Raw genomic sequence first — 20,215 nt, forward strand, 5'->3', positions numbered from 1 at the left:
CCGGCCGTGGACGGTCAGCCGCGCGGATCGGCGAGGGCTTCGCGCTGCTCCGGGGTGAGCGGGCGGGTGGGCAGGCCGCGCAGGATGAGGAAGAGCTTGGCCGTCTCCTCCAGCTCCTCCACGGCGTCCATGGCCGCGCCGAGCGTCGTGCCCGCGACGATCGGTCCGTGGTTGCTCAGCAGCAGCGCCCGGTGCGTGCGCGCCTTCTCCTCGGCGGCCGGGCCGAGCGCGGGATCGCCCGGCGCGTAGTAGGGCAGCAGCGGCAGCCGCCCGACCCGCATCGCGAAGTACGCGGTCAGCGGCGGCAGCGCGTCGTCGGGGTCCAGCCCGTCCATGCAGGACACGGCGGCGGCGTACGTGGAGTGCGTGTGCACCACCGCGCCCGCCTCGGGCCTGGCCCGCAGGAGCGCGGCGTGCAGGAACGCCTCCTTCGACGGCTTGGGCCCGGCCACGTGCGCGCCCGACAGGTCGATCAGCGACAGGTCGGCGGCCTCGACCGTGCCCAGGCTGGAGCCGGTCGGGGTGACGAGCACGCGGTCGCCCACCCGCACGGACAGGTTGCCGGTGCTGCCGTGGGTGAGGCCGCGTGCGAACAGGGAGCGTGCGGCGGCGATGATCTCCCGCCGCTGCCCGGCATGGTCGGCAGAGATCATCGCGACGCCTCCACCAGCAGGTCGGGCCCGCCGAAGTTGCCGGACTTGAGCAGCAGCGACAGGCCGTCAGGGGTGTGAATCCACGGAACGCCGCGCGCCGCCTCCGCGCCGATCACGCCGCCCGGCACGCCGAGCGCGCTGACGATCGCGCCCGAGGTCTCGCCGCCCGCCGAGATCACCCGGGTGACGCCCCGCTCCACCAGGCCGCGCGCGATGTCGCCGAGCGCGTGCTCCATGATCGTGGCGGAGCGTTCCGCGCCGAGGATCTGCTGGACGCGGCGCAGCGCCGCCGGTTCGAGCGAGGAGTAGATGAGGGGCGCCCCCGAGCCGGGCGGCAGGCGGTCGTACCAGGCCAGGGCGGTGCGGGCCAGCGAGACCGGGTCGCGGTCGGTCAGCGGGTCCAGCCGGTACGCCGGCCTGCCCGCCTCGATCATGGCCGCGACCTGCTCCAGCGTACGGGCCGAGCAGCTCCCCGCGAGCACCGCGGCCACCCCGGAGGGCTCGGGCGCGGGCGGCTCGCCGCCGCCGGTGCGCGCGTGCGCCGCCGCCAGCCCGCCGGCCAGCCCCGCCGCGCCCGCCACCAGCCGCGCCCCCGCCAGCGCCCGCCCCGACACCTCCAGGTCGGAGTCGTCCAGCGCGTCCACGAACGCGTACCGCACGCCGTGCTCGCGCAGCTCGGCCAGCCGCTGTTCGACCACGTGCCCGCGGACCTGGTCGAGCGTCACCACCCCTGCCCGGTAGGCGCTCTGCGCCTCCAGCAGCCGCGGCAGGTACGAGTCGGTCATCGGCGTCAGCGGGTGATGCCGCATGTGCGACTCGCCCAGCAGCACGTCGCCGACGAACAGGTAGCCGTTGTACTGCGTGCGGCCGTGCTCGGGAGAGCTCGGCGTCATCGCGACCAGCGGCACCTCCATGGCGTCCGCCAGCGCGTCGAGCACCGGGCCGATGTTGCCGTCGCGGGTGGAGTCGAACGTCGAGCAGTACTTGAAGTAGACCTGCTGCGCCGCGCCGTGCGCCCGCAGCCACCGCAGCGCGCGCAGCGTGCGCGCCACGGCGTCGGCCTTGGGGATCGTACGGGTCTTGAGCGCGATCACGACGACGTCGTGCTCGGGCGGCTCGGTGCCCTGGGGCGGCAGCCCGAAGTACAGGACGGTACGCAGGCCACGGCGGCGCATGGCCACGGCCACGTCGGTGGCGCCGGTGAAGTCGTCGGCGATGGCACCGATCATGGACGCCTCTCGGTGCGGGGGAGGTGGTCGAACATGAAACCGACGTTATCGGCGCAAAAGTGGATCAGCGACGACGGGGCGGAAGTCCTCCGGAGGTGCCTGGTCCTGATCAGCTCATGTCGCGCCACAGGAAATAGGCCTTGTGGTCGGCGTGCAGGTGCCCGTGGAAGCTCTGCGCCCGCTTGCTCGCCGTCTTGTCGGCGGTCACGATCGTCACGACCACGTATTTCTTGGAGGCCCCCTTGAGGATCTTGCCGTACACGTAGTCGGCGTGCGTATGGTCCCGGCGCCACCGCACCGCGTTCGAGGAGAGCTCGGCCAGGCGGTCGGCGGCGGACTTCGCGGACTGCTCGTCGGGGAACGCCATGAGCAGCACCAGCGCTTTGAGGTGGCCCTTGTAGGCCGAGTACGCGAGCTGCACCGCGCGCCGGCACCCGTTCGCGCGCAGCACCCGCTCATTGCCGTCCACAGGGGTGCACGTGTCGTACGTCCAGCCGGCGACCTTGCTCGCCTGGAACCTGACCCCGTCGAGCGCGAAGTTCCAGTCGCCGAACTCGTCGGCCGTGAGGGGGGCGCGGGGCGGCGCCGTCTCACGTGTGGGGGCCGGGGTGCTCGTCTCCGGGGGAGGCCCGGTTCGGTCGGGTTGCGCCGTGCTCGGCCGGGACGTGGGCATGGCGACCTCGCCGGTCTCGTCCTTGAGCGAGACGAAGAAGTAGATGACAAGGCCGATGATGGCCGCCGTGGTGAGGCCGATGAGCGTGAACACGACCGCCGCGCCCTTGGTGCCGGTGCCGGCGCCGCCGGGCCGGGAGGCCGCGGGTCCGGACGGGGGACCGCCCTGGGCGTACGGTGACGGCCCGTAGTCCTGCTGACCGTAGGCGGGCGGCGTGGGCGGGCCCGGCTGGGTGGGCTGGGCCGGGGGCCGGGGGCCGGTGGGTGTCTGCGGGCCGTACCCTTGCGGCGCCCCCTGGCCGGGTGCGCCTTCCCATGGGCCGGGCTGCTGGGGCTGCGGCTGTGGAGGGTATGCCATCCCCCCATTCTGGTGCAGATCATCACCATAAGCCCCAAATACCCCACTAATTGTCATCGTGCGGCGATGGTTCGGGTCCGCTACGACCCCGTCGACGAGGCTGGGCCGCGCCGCTCCGCCTCCTGAATCCAGGGCGCGTCGCCGGTGGCGGCGGGGGCCAGGGCGTGGCGGCGGCGGAACCTGCCGGGCGCGAGACCGTACTCGCGTTTGAACGCGTTGCCGAAGGCGAACTCCGAGCCGTAACCCACGCGCGCGGCGATCTCCGACACCGGCGCGTCCGACTCGATCAGCAGCCGTGCCGCCGTGGCGAGCCGCCACCACGTCAGGTACGAAAGCGGCGGCTGCCCCACCAGCTCGGTGAAGCGGCGGGCGAACCCGGCACGCGACAGGCCCGCCTGGGAGGCGAGCGACTCGACCGTCCAGCGGCGCTCGGGTGCGCGGTGCATGGCGTCGAGCGCCCGCCCGACGGCCGGGTCGGCGAGCGCGGCGGCCCAGCCCCCGTACGTGCAGACCTCGTTGGAGGTGAACCAGGCGCGCAGCACGTAGAGCTGCACCGCGTCGAGCAGGGACGTCACGATCGTGTCCGCGCCGAGGCGCGGGTTGTCGATCTCCCCGGCCAGCAGCTCGACCGCCGCTCGCAGCTCGGGGTGACAGCCCAGCGTCGCGGTCAGATGGATCACCGGGGGCAGCGTGCGCAGGACGGGGTGCGCCAGGCGGGGATCGAGCTGATAGCCGCAGACGAGCGTGACGGTCTCCGCTCCGCTGCCGCCGACCCCGGCCGAGGTGAACAGCGCGGGGTCGTGGTGGTTGCAGCCGGTGGGCGGCGGTAGGGGGCGTTCGGGATCGTCGGTGAGCCCGTACGAGTCTCCGTGCGGAAGGAACACCACGTCGCCGACGCTGAGCGGGATGGGCTCCCCGTCGCCGGGGACGAACCAGCAGGAGCCGCGCAGCACGATCTGGAAGCTCGCCGAGCCGGGCGCGGAGGGGAACGTCTGCGCCCAGGGGGCGCGCCAGGAGATGCGCGCGGAGAGCGGCCGGCCGGTCCGCATCAGGGCGACCACGTCGCTCAGGACATCCATGCGAGCAGTCTAGACCCGTGGACGATGACGTATAAATCGTGGACTTCCAGGCATTCAGCATCTCACCATCCCCCGCCTACGGTGGTCGGCGTACCGACACCTTGCTGAGAGGAACTGAGAGGAACGCTGACATGCCGAAGGTGGGCATCATCGTGGGCAGCACACGGCCAGGCCGCAACGGCGAGGCGGTGGCGCGCTGGGTGCACGAGCTTGCGACCAAGCGCGGCGACGCCGAATACCGCCTGCTCGACCTGCGGGACTTCGACCTGCGCCACTTGGACGAGCAGACTCCGGCGGCCGCCGGCGTCTACCAGCACGAGCACACCAAGCGCTGGTCGGCGGCCATCGCACCGCTCGACGCGTTCGTGTTCGTGACACCCGAGTACAACCACTCGATCCCGGGCGCGCTCAAGGACGCGATCGACTTCCTGTTCAACGAGTGGGCGAACAAGGCGGCCGGCTTCGTCAGCTACGGGGTCGATGGAGGCGTGCGCTCCGTCGGGCACCTGCGCGACATCCTGTCCACGGTGCAGGTGGCGACCGTGCAGGCGTACGTCGCGCTCTCCGTCGCCACCGACTTCGAGAACTTCACCGACTTCCGGCCCGCCCCTCAGCACGAGGAGCGGCTGAACCTCATGTTCGACCAGCTGCTCGCGTGGGGGTCCGCGCTGCGGCCGCTGAGAGGATGACGGCGAAGACGTATCTATCCGGCCAGTCGCCCCCTCTACGGAAAACGATCCTGATGACAGGATCGGTCCGGGAGCGCACCGGCATCGCCGCACTCGCCGAAACCCCCGACGACCTCGTAAGGGGCAGGCCGCGCCCGACACCGGTCATCAGGAGCACCGTGGACCCCCGCCGGGCCGGGCGCGGTCGAGCTGCGGGACAGTGTCCTGCCCGGCGGGCAGGGGGGAGGAGGTGCGCCCTGCCACAGGGAGGAGGGGGCAGGGCGCACCGGCTCGGGGCCGGCGTGCGCGGGGGCGCGGTGCCGCGCTGTGGCGCCGGTCAGTGGCGGGGGCCCGTCAGTGGCGGGGGCCCGTCAGTGGTGGGGCCGGTCAGTGGTGGGGCCGGTCAGCGGCGGCGACCCACGCCGGCCAGCACGTTGTAGCGGGTCACGTCCTGCCGGATGAGGTCTTCCGGTTCGGAACGCCAGTCCGCCAGCGGTACCAGTCCGGGCTCGATCAGCTCCATGTCGCCGAAGTACCCGGCGATCTCCGCGCGGCTGCGCCAGCGGCCGGTGCCGAGGTTGCGGTTGAAGTCCCGCTCGGCCTCGAGCGCGATCTTGGACGCCTCGGGGTGCTCGTCGCCCGGATTGTGGAAGTGCACGATGGCGAGGTGGCTGCCCGGCGCGAGCACCGAGCGGAACCGCTCCATGATCCCGTCGGGGTCCTCGTCGTCGTGGACGTGGTGCAGCACCGACACCAGCAGCATCCCGACCGGCTCGCCGAAGTCGATGAACCTCAGCACCTCGGGGTGCTCCAGGATCTCGGCGGGCCTGCGGATGTCGCCCTCGACGACGGTGGTGACGTCGTTGGTGGCCAGCAGCGCCCGGCCGTGGGCCAGCACGACCGGGTCGTTGTCGACGTACACCACGCGCGCCTCGGGGGCGATGGCCTGCGCGATCTCGTGGACGTTGCCCTGCGTCGGCAGCCCGGAGCCGAGGTCGAGGAACTGGCGGATGCCGGCCTCGGCGGTCATGTACTCGACGGCGCGCCGCAGGAACGTGCGGTTGGCCCTGCCCGCCTCGCGCGCATCCGGCGCGATCTTCAGCGCCTCCTCGGCCACCTTGCGGTCCACCGCGTAGTTGTCCTTGCCGCCGAGGAAGTAGTCATAGACGCGGGCGATGCTGGGGACGGTCGGGTCGATCCCGGGCGGCACCGGGGGGTCGCCGGCGTCGCTCAGCTCCGTGATCTTTCCGTTCTCACCCATGGCACCCCAAACGTCGGCCGACTCATGGTGGTTGACTCGGAGATCAACGGCATCGTAACGCGGGGCGTCGAACGGCAGAAGTGGATGATTGCGGAGGATCGCGTTGAAGTCAGCAAAGATCCGCAGGTGCGGATCTTCGTGGCCAGGACCGGTCCGGGGCCTGGACGCGAGCCGCTGCTGGTGATCCATGGCGGACCCGACTGGGACCACAGCTACCTGCGGGAGCCGTTGGTCCGGCTCGCCGACCACCACGATGTGATATTTGCGGACTTGCGGGGATGCGGGCGTTCCACTCGGGGCCTGGGTCCCCACCACTACACGCCCGAAGCCGCGACCGGCGACCTCGTCGCGCTGCTCGACGCCCTCGGCCTGGAGCGGGCCGACGTGCTCGGGTTCTCCTACGGCGGCCTGCTCGCGCAGCGGCTCGCCGTGCTCGCGCCCGGTCGCGTACGCCGCCTGGTGATCGCGTCGAGCAGCGTGCCGCCGGTGCCGAAGGACGCCTACGACGGCTGGGCGGAGCGTGAGCGCCGGACGGCCGCCGAGCGCCGCGTGTGGTCGGAGTCCACGCTGACCGGGCCCGAGCTGACCAGGGCGGCGGCGTACGCCGGTGCCGAGGCCGACGTGTGGCGGGCGGAGATGCTGGACGGCTATCGCGAGCGCCTGGCCGCCGTACGCTTCTCGGGCGAGTGGCTGCGCGCCTGGCAGGCGGGGTCTTTGCCGTCCGCGCGGATCGACGACGCCGCCCGGCGGCTGGCCGGGCTGGGCGTGCCCATCCTGCTGCTGCACGGCCGGCAGGACATGACGTTCCCCGCCGCCCTGGCCGAGGAGGCGAGCGCGCTCATTCCGTCGGCCCGCGCGGTGATCCTGGAGGAGGCCGGCCACATGGCCCACGTGGACCAGCCGGAACGCTGGCTGGCCGCCGTCACGTCCTTCCTGCGCGAGGACCTTCCCGCCTGAGCCCGTCTGCGAGGACCTTCCCGCCTGAGCCCGTCTGCGCGAGGACCTTCTGGTCCGAGCTCGGTGGACGAGCCCTTTCTCGTCGGGCCTCCGATGGGCAGCCTGAACTGAACACCCTCAGTTGCACAGCTCAGGCTGCCCATTTTAGGGTGAAAAGGTGACTTTCGGGGATGAATCGGACCTTGCGTCGCGGGCCGCGGCCGAGGTGTGGGTGGTGCTGGGCCGCCTGCGCCGCAGGCTGGAGGCCCTGCCGTCGGAGGGCGGTCTGTCCCCGGCGCAGTCGTCGGTCCTCACCCGGATCGCCAAGCACGGCCCCGCCTCCGCCAGCGAACTGGCCGCCGCAGAACGCGTCAGGCCGCAGTCGATGGCCAAGATCGTCGCCTCCCTCGAACAGGCCGGCCTGGTCGAACGCAACCCCGACCCCGCAGACGGCCGCCGCCTGGTCATCACACTGACCGACCTCGGCACCGCCCGCCGCCAGGGCGACAGAGAGGCCCGCCAAGCCTGGCTGGCCGCAGCCTTGCGCGAGCGGGGCGGCGAGGAGCAGATCCGCGCCGTCATCACAGCGATGGCCCTGCTGGACGAGGTCGCACACTCGTGAAGGAGGGAGCCGGAGAGACGCGGCGCGGCGCGGACGGCCCCGGAGAGCCGGAGCATGGCCGGTGGGGCGGTACGGACGGCCCCGGAGAGCCGGAGCATGGCCGGCCGGAAGGCGCCGGTGAGGCCGAGCAGCGGGCGCATGGCCGGTCGCGGAATGGGCGGCGGGGCTTCGACCGGCGGCTGATCGCGCCCATGATCCTCGGCTCGATCCTGAACCCGATCAACTCGTCGATGCTCGCCGTCGCGCTGATCCCGATCGGCGCGGCCTTCGGCGCGCCGCCGTCGGAGACGGCGTGGCTGATCTCCGGCCTCTACCTCGCCACCGCCGTCGGCCAGCCGGTGATCGGGCGGCTCGTCGACATGTACGGCCCGCGCCTGCTCTACCTGCTGGGCACCGCGCTGGTCGGCATCGCGGGCACGATGGCGATGTTCGCGCCCGACCTGGGCGTCCTCATCGTCTCGCGGGTGCTGCTCGGCCTCGGCACCTGCGCCGCGTACCCGGCCTCGATGTTCCTGCTGCGCAGCGAGGCAGAGCGCACGGGGCTGCGGAACCCCGGCGGCGTGCTCGCCCTGCTGTCGATCTCCAACCAGGTCATCTCGGTCGTCGGCCCCACGCTCGGCGGCCTGCTCATCGGACTCGGCGGCTGGCACCTCATCTTCGCGGTCAACGTGCCGCTCGCCCTCGCCTGCCTGGTGCTGGGCACGCTGCTGCTGCCCAAGCGCTCCGACCTGCGCACCAGTCCGGGTCAGGGGCTGGACCTGCCGGGGATGGCGGGGTTCGCCGGGATGCTCACCGCGTTCATGCTCTTTCTGATGGAGCCCGGCGGCGCGCACCTCTACCTGGTGGCGGTGGCGGCCGTGCTGGGCGGCGGATTCGCCTGGTGGGAGCTGCGCCGCGCGGAGCCGTTCATCGACCTGCGGGTGCTGCGCGGCAACCCCGCGCTGCTCGCCACGTACGGACGCCAGGTGCTGGCCTTCACCACCAGCTACGCCTTCCTCTACGCCTTCAGCCAGTGGCTGGAAGAGAGCCGCGGGCTGAGCCCGTCGCACGCGGGGCTGCTCCTGCTGCCCCTGTCGGCGACCGCGATCATCGCCACCGCGATCGCCGGCAGGAGCGCCAAGGTGCGCGCCAAGCTCGTGGTCGGCGCCCTCACCCAGATCGCCGGCTGCCTCGCCCTGCTCGGCCTGCACGCCTCCAGCCCGGTCTGGCTGCTCCTGCTCATCGGCGGCGTCCTCGGCATCTCGCAGGGGCTCATCGGTCTGGGCAACCAGAACGCCCTCTACGCCCAGGCCGACCCCGCCCGCATGGGCTCCTCCGCCGGGCTGCTGCGCACGTTCATGTACATCGGCGCGCTGCTGGCCGCCGCCGCCAACGCCGCCTTCTACCGCCACGGCGCCACCACGGCGGGCCTGCACGGCCTGAGCCTGCTGCTCGCGGCCGTCGCCGCCCTGCTGCTCTCCCTGATCCTCGCCGACCGTGCCCTCGGCCGCATCGGCACCTGACCACCGGCCCGGTCCCCACCCTCCGACAGCGGGCGCACCCGGCCTCCCGCGCCCGTCCCCAGCGGGGGACAGGCGGGGCGGCCGGGGCGGTCAGAGCGAGATGGACTCGGGGCCGAGGAGGGCCTTGATGTCGGCGGCGAAGCTGGGGGCCGCGTTGACCGGCCACTCCGGCAGCGCCAGCACCATCGTCTTGCCCGCCGGCCGCCGCAGGTTGATCTGCAGCGGCACCTGCCCCTGATGGGTCTTGAGCACCTGGCGCAGCTCGTCGAGCAGGGCGGGCGTGATGCGCTCCTCCCGCATCTGCAGCGTGATCGGCGCGCCGTTCTCGCTGTTGACGCCGGAGACGTCGATGAGCGTCATGTCCTGGGCGAAGACACTGATCGCGCCGTCGCGGTTGTTGATCTGCCCGCGTACGGACACCACGATGTCGGGCCGCAGCTCGGGGCCGTACAGCTCGTAGTTGCGCGGGAAGAACAGGCACTCGATGGCGGCGTCCATGTCCTCGACGGTGATGATCGCCCAGGTGTTTCCCGCCTTGTTGACCCGCCGGTCGACCTTGGTGACCAGGCCGGCGACCTGCACGTCGCCGCGGTCCTCGCGGCCGCTGTCGAGCAGGTCGGCGATGGTGGTGTCGCGATTGCGGGCGAGCAGGCGTTCGGTGCCGGCCAGGGGGTGGTCGGACACGTACAGGCCGAGCATCTCGCGTTCGAAGTCGAGCTTGGTCTTCTTGTCCCACTCGCCGTCGGGGACGGCGATGGTGAAGATCTCGTCGTCGCCGTCGTCGGCGAGGCCGCCGAAGAGCGAGTCCTGGCCGTGGGCCTCGTTCTTCTTGATGTCGATGACGGACTCGACGGCCTGCTCGTGGATCATCATCAAGCCCTTGCGCGGGTGGCCGAGCGAGTCGAACCCGCCCGCCTTGATGAGCGATTCGATGACCCTCTTGTTGCAGGCGGTCAGCGGCACCTTGGCGAGGAAGTCGTTGAAGTCGGTGAAGCGGCCCTTGTCGGTGCGGGCCTTGATGATGCCGTCCACGACGTTCTCGCCGACGTTGCGCACGGCGCCCATGCCGAAGCGGACCTGGGTGTCGCCGACGGCGACGAAGTCGAGCTGGGAGTCGTTGACGTCGGGCGGCAGCACCTGGATGCCCATCTTGCGGCACTCGGCGAGGTAGACGGCCGCCTTGTCCTTGTCGTCGCCGACGGAGGTGAGCAGGGCCGCCATGTACTCGGCGGGGTAGTTGGCCTTGAGGTAGGCGGTCCAGTACGCGACCAGGCCGTAGCCGGCGGTGTGGGACTTGTTGAACGCGTACCCGGAGAACGGCAGCATGACGTCCCACAGCGCCTGGATGGCCTCGTCGGAGTAGCCGTTGCCGCGCATGCCCGCCTGGAAGTTCTCGAACTCCTTGGCCAGGATCTCGGGCTTCTTCTTGCCCATGGCGCGGCGCAGCAGGTCGGCGCCGCCGAGGGAGTAGCCGGCCAGCTCTCGCGCCACCGCCATGATCTGCTCCTGGTAGACGAGCAGGTGGAAGGTGGGGCCGAGGATCGGGTCGAGCGCCTCCTTCAGCTCGGGGTGGATCGGCTCGATCTCCTGGCGGCCGTTCTTGCGGTGGGCGTAGTTGGTGTGGGCGTTGGCCGCCATCGGGCCGGGCCGGTAGAGGGCCAGCACGGCCGCGATGTCCTCGAACCGGGTCGGCTCCATCAGCTTCAGCAGCGAGCGCATGGGCCCGCCGTCCAGCTGGAACACGCCCAGCGTGTCGCCCCGCGCCATGAGCTGGTACGTCGTGGCGTCGTCGAGCGGAATGGTGAGCGTGTCGAGCTCGATGCCGCGGTTCTGCCTGATGATCTGGATGGCGTGGTCGATGATGCCGAGGTTCCGCAGGCCCAGGAAGTCCATCTTGACCAGGCCCATGTCCTCGCAGGACGGATAGTCGAACCCGGTGATGACCACGCCGTCCTTGTCCCGCATGTGCATCGGGATCAGGTCGAGCAGCGGCGTCGACGACAGGATGACCGCCGCCGCGTGCACGCCGGTGCCGCGGATCAGGCCCTCGATGCCGCGCCCGGTGTCGATGACCTTGCGCACGTCGGGGTCGGACTCATAGAGGGCGCGGATCTCGGTGCCCTCGACGTAGCGGGGGTGGTCCTCGTTGAACAGGTCGGCGAGCGGGACGCCCTTGCCCATGACGTCGGGCGGCATCGCCTTGGTGATCTTGTCGCCCATGGCGAACGGGTAGCCGAGGATGCGGCTCGCGTCCTTCACGGCGGCCTTCGCCTTGATGGTGCCGAACGTGTTGACCTGGGCGGTGTACTCGCTGCCGTACTTCTGGGTGACGTAGGCCACCATGCGGTCGCGCTGGCGGTCGTCGAAGTCGAGGTCGATGTCGGGCGGGTTGATGCGCTCGGGGTTGAGGAAGCGCTCGAACAGCAGGCCGTGCTCCAGCGGGTCCAGCTCGGTGATGCGGGTCGCGTACGCGACGATCGAGCCGGTGGCGCTGCCGCGGCCGGGGCCGACCGGGATGCCGTTGTCGCGCGCGTACCTGCAGATGTCGGCCACCACGAGGAAGTACGAGGAGAAGCCCATCGGGCCGATGACCTTCATCTCCGTCTCGTAGCGCTCCCTCACCTCGTCCGGGATGGGAGAGCCGTAGCGCATCTCCAGGCCGCGCTCGACCTCCTTGCGCAGCCACGACTCCTGCGTCTCACCCTCGGGCACGTCGGGGTAGTCGGGCATCCGGTCGACGTGCGCGAACACCTCGCCGTGGTCGCCGATCATCTCCGCGACCAGCAGCGTGTTGTCGCACGCCTCCGGCAGCTCGGGGAAGAGGCGGTACATCTCCTCGGCCGACTTGAGGTAGTAGCCGGAGCCGTTGAAGCGGAAGCGGTTGGGGTCGTCCTTGTTCTTGCCGACGCCCACGCACAGCAGGCTGTCGTGCGCGTCGGCCTGGTCCTCGGTGACGTAGTGGGAGTCGTTGGTGACCAGCAGCGGGATGCCGAGCTGCTTGGCCAGCCTCAGCAGGTCCTCGCGGACCTCGCGCTCGATGTCGATGCCGTGGTCCATCAGCTCCAGGAAGTAGTTCTCCTTGCCGAAGATCTCCTGGTACTCGGCGGCGACTCTGACGGCCTCGTCGTACTGGCCGAGGCGGATCCTCGTCTGCACCGCGCCGGACGGGCAGCCCGTCGTGGCGATGATGCCGGAGGCGTGCTGGGAGATGAGGTCCTTGTCCATGCGGGGCTTGGAGTAGTAGCCCTCGAAGCTGGCCAGCGACGACAGCCGGAACAGGTTGCGCAGCCCGTCCGCGTCCTTCGCCCACATCGTCATGTGGGTGAACCGGCCGCCGCCCGAGACGTCCTTGCCGCCCTCGGCGTCGGCCACGCCGGTCTCGGCGCGCTGGCCCCAGAAGACCGGCTTCTTGACGAAGCGGTTCTCCGGCGCGACGTACGCCTCGATGCCGATGATCGGCTTGACCGGGGAGCCCGATGCGACCTTCTGGAACTCGTACGCGCCGAACATGTTGCCGTGGTCGCTCATCGCGATGGCCGGCATCTCCAGCCGCTCGGCCTCTTTGAACAGCGGTTTCATCTTCGCCGCGCCGTCGAGCATGCTGTATTCGGTGTGCACGTGGAGGTGCACGAACGACTTGCTCACCCGGTCCCCTAACCTCGCCTCGCCAGATCTACCCCACCGACCCTATGCCGTCCCAGGCGCCACTCGAAGCGCCGCAACGGAGCCCGTTCATGAGGGGCCCTCGCCATCGCCCCCCACCTCGGGGATGAACCTTGCGGGACCGGGCAGCCGCGACCGCCCCCGCTCGACTGCGGACATGACGCTTCCTTCCTCGGATACGTGGACCTACGGGACTCCGACGACGCAGCAGAGGGAAATGTGAGCCTCACATCCGCGGCCCCTGCGTCGTCATCCTGGTGAAGGACCGCCGTACCGAGGGACCATGCCGATGACCAGTCCGTCCGACCCGAGCCTCGCCGCCGTCGTCGGCGAGCGCCGCCATCTGATCAGCCTCGCCTACCGCCTGCTCGGCTCCCTGTCCGACGCCGAGGACGTCGTCCAGGAGACCTACGCCCGCTGGTACGCCATGTCGCGCGAGGAACAGGAGGCCATCGAGGTGCCGGCCGCGTGGCTGACCAAGGTCGCCGGGCGCATCTGCCTCGACCTGCTCGGCTCGGCCAGGGTCCGCCGCGAGCGCTACGTGGGGGAGTGGATCCCCGAGCCGGTGCCGGAACGTACCGACTGGATCACCACCGGCGACGGCACCGCCGACCCCGCCGACCGCGTCACCCTCGACGAGTCGCTCAGCATGGCCTTCCTCGTCGTCTTCGAGTCGATGACCCCGGCCGAGCGGGTCGCGTTCATCCTGCACGACGTCTTCCGCTACCCCTTCACCGAGGTCGCGGAGATCGTCGGCCGCACCCCCGCCGCCTGCCGCCGGCTCGCCACCTCCGCCCGGCGCCGCATCACCGCCGCCCAGCGGCCCGCCACCACCAACGCGCAGCGCGCCGGCGTGGTCAGGAACTTCAAGCAGGCGTGGGAGACTCAGGACATCGCCGCGCTGATCGGACTCCTCGACCCCGCCGCCACCCTCACCGCCGACAGCGGCGGCCGCGTCCCGGCCAGGCTCGAACCGATCAGGGGCGCCCAGGCGATCGCCCGCCACGCCCTGGAGATCATGGAGATGACGCCGGGGCTGGCGTTCACCGAGCGGATGGTGAACGGCCGGCCGGGGCTGGTGGCCGAGCAGGACGGCAAGACGCTGGCGGTGCTCGCGTTCGAGGTGGCGGGAGACCGCATCACGGACATCTGGGCCGTACGCAACCCCGACAAGCTGACGGCGTGGACCGCCTCCGACCAGCCGTCACCGCGAGGGCCCGGCAGATGTGGAGCACACCGCCGGTCCGGCTGGTTTGGATGATGTGCCGGACCGGCTGGAGGTCACTTCTTGACCGCCCCGGCCGCCAGATCCCGCACCACCTGGATCAGCTCGGCCGGGTCGAACGGCTTCGTCAGATACGCGTCCACCCCGATGCCCTTGCCGCGCAGCTTGTCATCGTCCTGCGCCCGCGCCGTGATGAGCACCACCTTGATGTGCCTGGTGGCCTCGTCCGACCGCAGCCGCTGCGCCGTCGTCCACCCGTCCAGGTGCGGCATCATCACATCGAGCGTGATGACGTCGGGCCTCACGTCCAGCACCCGATCCAGGCAGTCCTGCCCGTCGGTGGCGGTGACGACCTCGAACCCCTCCAGGTTGAGGTTCACCGCGATGAGCTGACGGATGACCTCGTCATCGTCTACGACCAGTACTTTCCCAAGAGCCTCGCCCACGGCCGCAAAGCTAACCGGTAGCTGGGAGGTCACGCGTGGTTTTCGCGTGATGCGTTCATGGAGTGTTATCTGGTGCGTAGTGGTCCCCGGATGCTGGTAGCCTTATCACCTGTTGAGCCCCCTTAGCTCAGGGGATAGAGCACCGGCCTCCGGAGCCGGGTGCGCAGGTTCGAATCCTGCAGGGGGCACTCACGGTATGACCGAGACCTGCGGAAACGTAGGTCTTTCTGCTTTTCGGGGAAGTCGCCGGTCGGCCGGCGACCCGGTCGCGGAGCAGCCGGTGGCCGTCCTGGGCGTGGGGAGCGAGCCCGTGATCGCGTGGCTGCCGCCCCGTCCGGAGCCGCTGCCGGTACGGAAGGGCGCGCGGCCTTCGGCCGGCCCGCGGGACGTGCAGACCATCAGCGCCACCGCCCCCTCGCCGGAGGGCGATCGGGGGATGTCCAAGCTCGCTCCTCCGGCTGAAGGGGGATGAGGAGGGCCGGCTTCGAAAGAGCGCGATCAGGCGTTTTTGGCGGAGCGTCATGCCTCCGCTGGAGTTGAAGCCGGAGCCCATAACGTGGTCCTCGCCGGGTGAGGTGCAGCATCACTAGCTTGATCGTCGGATGTGATCGGCTCCGCGCCACGTGACTTACCGCCCGGGCCATGGCGGGAATCGCCGGTCACCTCACGCTGGTGTTCTTCGTCGTGGTTCGGAGTGATGGATCTCGGCACCGATATCGCGCAGCTGCTCGATCCTTTCCTGGCGAACGGATGGCGGAAGACGATTCCGGCGCATGAAGACGCTGGTGCTGCTTTCGTCGCAGGCGTTGAGGTGGAGCGAGACGGGAAGACGCTGTACGTGACGGTCGGGAGAATCGAAGGCTCGGAAACCCTGGATGTTCGTGTGGATTCTTCCCTCGCGTGACCGGACCCCGACCCGCGTGCGCGCCGGCAGCAGGCGGGGGCCGAGCGGCCGGACGCGGACCTCCCTAGTCCTGGAGGATGCGGCCGCGCAGCATCGTCTCCATGACCTTCATGAAGCGCTGCGTCCTGGCCGGGCCGATGATGAACGGGTTCTTCGTGGCTCCCGCGCGCAGCTGCTCGATGCGGGTCAGGCCGTAGTCGGCGCCGCCGTGGCCGTTCAGCTCGACGTCCACCCCGGCCTTGCGCATCGCGGCGGCGGCCGTACGTACGGAGGACAGGTACGCGCGCTTGGCCGCCACCGTGGCGGGCGGGTTCGTGCCGCCCCACAGCATCGCGGTGTGGCGGCGGCCCCTCCAGCGGACCGGGAAGATGGGGGAGACGGTGCCGGGGGTGTGGCCCGGCGTGTGGTGGAAGACGATCGTGGTGTCGCCGAGGGTCAGCTTCTGTCCGTCTGCGATCTCCAGGTCGCGCTTGGGGGCGTGCTCGGGGCGTTCTTCGGCGATGAGGTCCCAGTCGGCCTTGTGCATCATGACGCGGGCGCCGTACGTGTCCGCGAGGTACTGCGCGCCGCCGAAGTGGTCGTCGTGACCGTGGGTCGCGACCACGTACGTGATGTGGGCGGGATTCACACCGACGGCACGCAGGCCGGGAACGATGATCTTCCTGGCGTCGTCCGGTGAGCCCATCGCGTCGATGAGGATGACGCCCTTCGCGGTGAGCAGCGCCGTGGCCTGGACGAACGTGGTGCCGACCACCGCCACGTCATCGAAGATCCTGAACGGCTTGACGGGCTGCGCGGCCGGCATCTGGAGGCCGGGGGAGAGCGCCTTGACCAGGGCCTTCAGCACGGGATCGTCTCCGGCGAGCTTGGCCGCGCGGTCGTAATAGTCCTGTGCGGTCTTGGGCGCGGCCGACGCCGGGCGCGCGTTTTCCAGCAGCGGCACCAGGGTGGCGGCCAGCACGGTACGACGGGACGGCATGAGCGGAGACCTGCTTTCTCGAAAAGGGTGCGGACAGCGAAGCAGACCTCGTTTCGGCATGTCCAATAGCGATCTTCATGGCTCACCGATAAGGGAGCCGATATCGCACCAGGTCGGACCTGATTTCCCGCCAAAGGGCGCCGTACTGGTCCACCTGAATCGCCGCCCTGGCCGGATCGGGCGGGGCTTGCGCGGCGGCGCTGAAACTGCTCGCCGAGCACGCGTCCGGCCTTGTACCCGTATCGCTGGAAGCAGCGAGGAACTGTTGCGCGGCGCCACCGCCGTTCTCCGGCGGTAGACGGCCGGGCATAAGCGAATCAGCGATTCGGAGTACACGCTCCGATACGCCATGTAAGGTCCGTCATGAAGGTGATCATTTGCAGGTGGACCACATCGGAGGGCCGTGGCATGGCGAAATGCAACGCGTGTAAGGAACCGGTGTCCGAGGGCAAGCTCTGCGCACTGTGCATCGCGAAAATCGTCAATTACCAGAACGGCGACTACGACGACGAGAACGACCCTGCCATCAAGCTCTATCACGAGACCGCCGCGAAAATGATGTGGGGCTCGACGCAGCGGACCGCGTTCGAGTAGCGGCGGCTGCGCTCTCGCCGCGGTCGCGATCACGTCCGTGGTCAACGCCCTCGCTTCGGCCGGCGAGGGAGAGGAATGCTCAGCCGACGGTGAAGCCGCCTGTCGCCGCGCGGCAGAAGTCGCGGAAGGTGCGCAGCCAGGCGGCCGTCGCGGAGTAGTTGCGGCTGAGATCGTCCCGGTGGAGTTCGTCCGTGTCGGGCTCCGTGGTGGTCGAGCCGTCCAGCATGACCCGGCCGTCATCGGGCAGGCCCGCGAGGTAGGCGTCCAGGAAATCGGCGATGCGCCGGGCCTGCTCGCCGGACAGGTCGACGTCGATGTTGTAGCCCAGCAGCCCGGCCGTCTCCGCGTCGATGACGCCGGCCCGCTCGAGCAGCTCCACGGTCGGGCGCCAGTTCCACGCGTTGACGTCGAGCGAGGTGCCGTCCGGCGTTGCGAGTGTCCACGACATCGGCCTCACCCTAGCCGGGCATGCGGAAAACGTGGCGACGTTCGCATCCTTCGTCGCGTTCAATGGTCGGCGTGGATGAGGTGCAGGTCGTCGTCGCCCATAGGGAGCGGACGACCCTCCGGGTCGGTGACGTGTTCCTGAAGATCGATGCCGATCAGGCGAGGATCGACGCCGAGGTCGAGGCGATGGCCATGGCGCCGATCCCCACGCCGGAGATCTTGTGGCGCAGGCCGCCCGTGCTGGCGCTGGGCGCGCTGCCGGGCCAGGCGCTGGGCCGCCTGGAGGAGCCGTCGGCGGCGTCGCGGGCGGCGTGGGTCGCGGCCGGCGCCGCCGTGCGGAGACTGCACGACGCGCCGCTGCCCGAGCGGGTCGGGATGAGCCTCGACGAGATCGTGCCGAAGCTGGATGCCGCCTGCGCGTGGCTGGTCGCGAACGGGGTGCTGGACGCGGAGACGGTGGCGCGCAACCGGCGGATCGCCGAGGCGGCGCTGCGGCCGTGGACGCCGGTGTTCGTGCACGGAGACCTGCAGATCACCCACGTGTTCGTGGACGGCGACGAGGTGACGGGTGTGATCGACTGGTCGGAGGGCGGCCAGGGCGATGCGATGTTCGACCTCGCGACCCTCACGCTGTGCCACGAGGAACGGCTGCCCGAGGTCATCGAGGGCTACGGCGGTGAGGTCGATCTCGACGTGATCCGCGGGTGGTGGGCGGTGCGCTGCCTGCAGGCGACGCCGTGGCTGATCGAGCACGGCTTCGACCCCCGGCCTGAGCTCTCGGTGCTGCGCGCCCGAGGGTGATGGCGGCCCTCGGAGCGGCCCGGTACGCGCGGAGGCCGGCGGAGACGGCGCGCCGTCACAGGTAAGCGCGGAGGGTTCAGCCGGCCCGGTGCGCGCGAAGGGTCAGGCGGCCCGGTACGCGCGGAGGAAGGCGCGTACGCCCTCCACGATCAGCGGACGGACGCGGGTGTCCTCTGCGGCGTTCGCCGAGCCGAGCCTGCTGATCGCGACCCCGAACGTCAGCGCGATGAAGTGGTCGGCGGCGAGCCGGGGGTCGGGGACGTCGAGGAGGCCGGCGCGGCCGAGCTCGGCCAGGCGCTCGGCGAGGGCCTCTTCGGGCACGTGGGACATGGGCTGCTCGACGGGGGCGGGCAGGTTGGCGGATTCGGCCGCGACCAGGCGTTGCAACGTCGAGTACTCGGCCGAGTCGAGCATGTCGGTCGCTATCCGCATGGAGAACGTGACCAGCGCGTCCTCCAGTTCGGACGGCTCGGTGACGCCGGTGAGCGTGTCGTCGAGGGTCCCCTTGATGGCGGTGATCAGCGACTGTCCGATCGCCTCGACGACGGCGCGCAGCAGGGTCCGTTTGTCGCCGAAGTAGTCGTAGACCGTGCGCGTGGACACGCCTGCCTTGGCGGCGATCGCGCCGATGCTGGAACGGTCGAAGCCGTCGGTGAGGAACAGCTCCCTGGCCGCCGAGAGGATGGCGGCCCGCTTGCGCGGCGAGCCCTCACGCAGGGTCTTCGTGGTCTGCATGGGGCTGATCGTAGCGGAATTACACTGACCGTTGTAGTGTTGATTACACTGCACGTTGTAGTGTAGCGAGCGCCACGGACCCGAGGGGCTGACATCTCCGGGGCCGTCACCGCCCTTCCCTGCTCGTGCCACAACCACAGGAAGGAAGATCAGTCATGACAACGAAGCGCGAGATCCTGGTCTCCGGCGGCGGCATCTCCGGCCCGGCGGTGGCGTACTGGCTCAACCGCTACGGCTTCTCCGTCACCGTCGTGGAGCGGGCCGGCGGGCTGCGCGGCGGCGGCTATCCGATCGACGTGCGCGGCACCGCGCTCGAAGCGGTCCGCCGTATGGGGATCGAGCCCCGGCTGCGCGAGGTGAACGTGGACATGCGCCGCTTCACGTTCCTCGACGCCGCGGGGGACGAGGTCGCCGTGCTCAACCCGCGCCTCATCGACGGCGGCGTGGAGGGCCGGGACCTGGAGGTGCGCCGGGGCGACCTGGCCGACGCCCTGTTCGCGGCCACCGGAGGCGAAGTGAGGTTCGTGTTCAACGACTCCATCAAGACCATGACCGAGACGAAGGACGGGGTGGAGGTCACCTTCGCAAGCGGCGCGCGGCACACGTACTGGGTGGTGATCGGCGCGGACGGGCTGCACTCGCGCACCCGGGAGGCGCTGTTCGGCCCGGAAGAGCAGTTCCACCGCTACCTCGGCTACGTCTTCGCCGGCTTCACGATGCCGAACGTCCTCGGGCTCTCCCATGAGGCGGTGCTGTGGAGCACTCCCGGCAGGGCCGCGGTCCTCTACGCGCCCGGCGACGAGAGCGACGAGGTGCACGGCTTCCTCAACTTCGCGCGCAAGGACCCGCCGTTCCACGCCTTCCGCAACCCCGAGGCGCAGCGGGACCTGGTGGCCGAGACCTTCGCCGACGCGGGTTGGAAGGTGCAGGACCTGGTGGCCGCCATGCGCCAGGCGGACGACCTGTTCTTCGACACGGTCAGCCAGATCCGCATGCCGCGCTGGTGGAAGGGTCGGGTGGCGCTGGTCGGTGACGCGGCGTACGCGCCGTCGTTCCTGACCGGGCAGGGCACCAGCCTCGCGCTCGTCGGGGCGTACATGCTGGCCGGGTCGCTGGCCGCGTACCCGGAGCCCGAGGCCGCCTTCGCCGCGTACGAGCGGGAGACCCGCGAATTCGTCACCCTGAACCAGGCGTTCGTCGACGGCGGCGGCAGCCACATCTTCCCCGCGACGGCCGAGGAGATGGAGCGGCGCGACGCCATGCTGCGCGATCTGGTGGAGGGGCCCGCGCCGGCGGAGCGCCCCGCGCACTCGGCGCTCACCCTGCCGGACTTCGTGCCCGGCGCGCACCTCCTCGGCACCGCGGCGGGAAGCTGAACCCCAGACGCGGCGGGAAGCCGGACCGCGTGCGAGGGAACCGGCGGGAGGCCCGCGGCCGTTGA

At 70.6% G+C, this 20,215-nt stretch carries 19 protein-coding genes and 1 tRNA gene; 10 read left to right on the forward strand and 10 right to left on the reverse strand.

Translation table 11 applies throughout. The features are described from left to right. Positions 1-14 precede the first annotated feature (14 nt). The 4 genes from otnC to ACGFIM_RS23270 all read right to left on the reverse strand — a co-directional run bounded on the left by otnC (position 15) and on the right by ACGFIM_RS23270 (position 3,991). Entirely contained in the window at positions 15-653 is a 639-nt protein-coding gene (gene otnC, locus ACGFIM_RS23255) for a 3-oxo-tetronate 4-phosphate decarboxylase (protein WP_393203456.1), read from the reverse strand. Next, positions 650-1,882: a 3-oxo-tetronate kinase gene (otnK, locus tag ACGFIM_RS23260; RefSeq protein ID WP_393203458.1), complete on the reverse strand. Its 1,233-nt coding sequence runs from the start codon at positions 1,880-1,882 to the stop codon at positions 650-652. Before otnK ends, otnC begins: the two co-directional genes overlap by 4 nt. A gap of 109 nt (positions 1,883-1,991) precedes the next feature. Further along, positions 1,992-2,912, reverse strand: coding sequence for a hypothetical protein (locus tag ACGFIM_RS23265; protein ID WP_393203460.1), 921 nt, complete (start codon positions 2,910-2,912; stop codon positions 1,992-1,994). An 80-nt stretch (positions 2,913-2,992) separates the two neighbouring features. After that, positions 2,993-3,991: a cupin domain-containing protein gene (locus ACGFIM_RS23270; RefSeq protein WP_393203462.1), complete on the reverse strand. Its 999-nt coding sequence runs from the start codon at positions 3,989-3,991 to the stop codon at positions 2,993-2,995. Positions 3,992-4,122: 131 nt separating this feature from the next. Here ACGFIM_RS23270 and ACGFIM_RS23275 point away from each other — a divergent pair, with 131 nt between their 5' ends. After that, on the forward strand, positions 4,123-4,680 hold the full coding sequence (locus ACGFIM_RS23275; RefSeq protein WP_393203464.1) for an NADPH-dependent FMN reductase: 558 nt from the start codon (positions 4,123-4,125) through the stop codon (positions 4,678-4,680). 382 nt (positions 4,681-5,062) lie between these two features. Here the strand turns inward: ACGFIM_RS23275 and ACGFIM_RS23280 are convergent, their stop codons facing one another. Then, positions 5,063-5,920, reverse strand: coding sequence for an SAM-dependent methyltransferase (locus ACGFIM_RS23280; RefSeq protein WP_393203466.1), 858 nt, complete (start codon positions 5,918-5,920; stop codon positions 5,063-5,065). A gap of 126 nt (positions 5,921-6,046) precedes the next feature. On the opposite strand from ACGFIM_RS23280, the gene ACGFIM_RS23285 reads away from it, so the two are divergent. The 3 genes from ACGFIM_RS23285 to ACGFIM_RS23295 all read left to right on the forward strand — a co-directional run bounded on the left by ACGFIM_RS23285 (position 6,047) and on the right by ACGFIM_RS23295 (position 8,980). Then, positions 6,047-6,877, forward strand: coding sequence for an alpha/beta fold hydrolase (locus ACGFIM_RS23285; RefSeq protein WP_393203468.1), 831 nt, complete (start codon positions 6,047-6,049; stop codon positions 6,875-6,877). A 157-nt stretch (positions 6,878-7,034) separates the two neighbouring features. Further along, positions 7,035-7,478 (forward strand): MarR family winged helix-turn-helix transcriptional regulator, encoded by a 444-nt coding sequence (locus tag ACGFIM_RS23290; protein WP_393203470.1) that lies wholly within the window; start codon positions 7,035-7,037, stop codon positions 7,476-7,478. Further along, the gene (locus ACGFIM_RS23295) at positions 7,475-8,980 is read left to right on the forward strand and encodes an MFS transporter (RefSeq protein ID WP_393203472.1); all 1,506 of its coding nucleotides are present in this window, start codon (positions 7,475-7,477) and stop codon (positions 8,978-8,980) included. Before ACGFIM_RS23290 ends, ACGFIM_RS23295 begins: the two co-directional genes overlap by 4 nt. A gap of 90 nt (positions 8,981-9,070) precedes the next feature. Here ACGFIM_RS23295 and dnaE read toward each other — a convergent pair whose 3' ends face one another. Continuing rightward, positions 9,071-12,625, reverse strand: coding sequence for a DNA polymerase III subunit alpha (gene dnaE, locus ACGFIM_RS23300; protein ID WP_393203474.1), 3,555 nt, complete (start codon positions 12,623-12,625; stop codon positions 9,071-9,073). Between the two features lie 307 nt (positions 12,626-12,932). On the opposite strand from dnaE, the gene sigJ reads away from it, so the two are divergent. Then, positions 12,933-13,904, forward strand: coding sequence for an RNA polymerase sigma factor SigJ (gene sigJ, locus ACGFIM_RS23305; protein WP_393203476.1), 972 nt, complete (start codon positions 12,933-12,935; stop codon positions 13,902-13,904). 20 nt (positions 13,905-13,924) lie between these two features. On the opposite strand, the gene ACGFIM_RS23310 is transcribed toward sigJ, so the two are convergent. Further along, entirely contained in the window at positions 13,925-14,314 is a 390-nt protein-coding gene (locus ACGFIM_RS23310; protein ID WP_393203478.1) for a response regulator transcription factor, read from the reverse strand. Between the two features lie 116 nt (positions 14,315-14,430). On the opposite strand from ACGFIM_RS23310, the gene ACGFIM_RS23315 reads away from it, so the two are divergent. Next, a tRNA-Arg gene (locus ACGFIM_RS23315) sits at positions 14,431-14,502 on the forward strand. Between the two features lie 509 nt (positions 14,503-15,011). Beyond that, positions 15,012-15,218, forward strand: a complete 207-nt coding sequence (locus tag ACGFIM_RS23320; protein ID WP_393203480.1) for a hypothetical protein — start codon at positions 15,012-15,014, stop codon at positions 15,216-15,218. A gap of 64 nt (positions 15,219-15,282) precedes the next feature. Here ACGFIM_RS23320 and ACGFIM_RS23325 read toward each other — a convergent pair whose 3' ends face one another. Next, the gene (locus tag ACGFIM_RS23325; protein WP_393203482.1) at positions 15,283-16,197 is read right to left on the reverse strand and encodes an MBL fold metallo-hydrolase; all 915 of its coding nucleotides are present in this window, start codon (positions 16,195-16,197) and stop codon (positions 15,283-15,285) included. Positions 16,198-16,635: 438 nt separating this feature from the next. Between ACGFIM_RS23325 and ACGFIM_RS23330 the strand changes: the two genes are divergently transcribed. Beyond that, the gene (locus ACGFIM_RS23330) at positions 16,636-16,791 is read left to right on the forward strand and encodes a hypothetical protein (protein WP_393203484.1); all 156 of its coding nucleotides are present in this window, start codon (positions 16,636-16,638) and stop codon (positions 16,789-16,791) included. 79 nt (positions 16,792-16,870) lie between these two features. Here the strand turns inward: ACGFIM_RS23330 and ACGFIM_RS23335 are convergent, their stop codons facing one another. Beyond that, complete coding sequence (locus ACGFIM_RS23335; RefSeq protein WP_393203486.1) at positions 16,871-17,239, reverse strand: hypothetical protein; 369 nt, start codon at positions 17,237-17,239, stop codon at positions 16,871-16,873. A gap of 62 nt (positions 17,240-17,301) precedes the next feature. Here ACGFIM_RS23335 and ACGFIM_RS23340 point away from each other — a divergent pair, with 62 nt between their 5' ends. Beyond that, positions 17,302-18,039 carry a phosphotransferase family protein gene (locus ACGFIM_RS23340; protein ID WP_393203488.1) on the forward strand — a complete coding sequence of 246 codons (738 nt, stop codon included), beginning with the start codon at positions 17,302-17,304 and terminating at the stop codon, positions 18,037-18,039. Between the two features lie 102 nt (positions 18,040-18,141). Here the strand turns inward: ACGFIM_RS23340 and ACGFIM_RS23345 are convergent, their stop codons facing one another. Continuing rightward, on the reverse strand, positions 18,142-18,774 hold the full coding sequence (locus tag ACGFIM_RS23345; RefSeq protein ID WP_393203490.1) for a TetR/AcrR family transcriptional regulator: 633 nt from the start codon (positions 18,772-18,774) through the stop codon (positions 18,142-18,144). 155 nt (positions 18,775-18,929) lie between these two features. Here ACGFIM_RS23345 and ACGFIM_RS23350 point away from each other — a divergent pair, with 155 nt between their 5' ends. Continuing rightward, complete coding sequence (locus ACGFIM_RS23350) at positions 18,930-20,150, forward strand: FAD-dependent monooxygenase (RefSeq protein ID WP_393203492.1); 1,221 nt, start codon at positions 18,930-18,932, stop codon at positions 20,148-20,150. Positions 20,151-20,215: the final 65 nt, after the last annotated feature.

Source organism: Nonomuraea sp. NPDC049309, assembly GCF_043196965.1.
Taxonomy (GTDB): Bacteria; Actinomycetota; Actinomycetes; order Streptosporangiales; family Streptosporangiaceae; genus Nonomuraea; species Nonomuraea fastidiosa.

Excerpts from the sequence above, each read along its gene's own strand:
- otnC (WP_393203456.1), bottom strand. The coding sequence starts at position 653 with ATGATCTCTGCCGACCATGCCGGGCAGCGGCGGGAGATCATCGCCGCC.
- ACGFIM_RS23325 (WP_393203482.1), bottom strand. The coding sequence starts at position 16,197 with ATGCCGTCCCGTCGTACCGTGCTGGCCGCCACCCTGGTGCCGCTGCTG.
- ACGFIM_RS23265 (WP_393203460.1), bottom strand. The coding sequence starts at position 2,912 with ATGGCATACCCTCCACAGCCGCAGCCCCAGCAGCCCGGCCCATGGGAA.
- ACGFIM_RS23345 (WP_393203490.1), bottom strand. The coding sequence starts at position 18,774 with ATGCAGACCACGAAGACCCTGCGTGAGGGCTCGCCGCGCAAGCGGGCC.
- ACGFIM_RS23335 (WP_393203486.1), bottom strand. The coding sequence starts at position 17,239 with ATGTCGTGGACACTCGCAACGCCGGACGGCACCTCGCTCGACGTCAAC.
- ACGFIM_RS23270 (WP_393203462.1), bottom strand. The coding sequence starts at position 3,991 with ATGGATGTCCTGAGCGACGTGGTCGCCCTGATGCGGACCGGCCGGCCG.
- ACGFIM_RS23275 (WP_393203464.1), top strand. The coding sequence starts at position 4,123 with ATGCCGAAGGTGGGCATCATCGTGGGCAGCACACGGCCAGGCCGCAAC.
- ACGFIM_RS23340 (WP_393203488.1), top strand. The coding sequence starts at position 17,302 with ATGGTCGGCGTGGATGAGGTGCAGGTCGTCGTCGCCCATAGGGAGCGG.
- sigJ (WP_393203476.1), top strand. The coding sequence starts at position 12,933 with ATGACCAGTCCGTCCGACCCGAGCCTCGCCGCCGTCGTCGGCGAGCGC.
- ACGFIM_RS23320 (WP_393203480.1), top strand. The coding sequence starts at position 15,012 with ATGGATCTCGGCACCGATATCGCGCAGCTGCTCGATCCTTTCCTGGCG.
- otnK (WP_393203458.1), bottom strand. The coding sequence starts at position 1,882 with ATGATCGGTGCCATCGCCGACGACTTCACCGGCGCCACCGACGTGGCC.
- ACGFIM_RS23350 (WP_393203492.1), top strand. The coding sequence starts at position 18,930 with ATGACAACGAAGCGCGAGATCCTGGTCTCCGGCGGCGGCATCTCCGGC.
- ACGFIM_RS23280 (WP_393203466.1), bottom strand. The coding sequence starts at position 5,920 with ATGGGTGAGAACGGAAAGATCACGGAGCTGAGCGACGCCGGCGACCCC.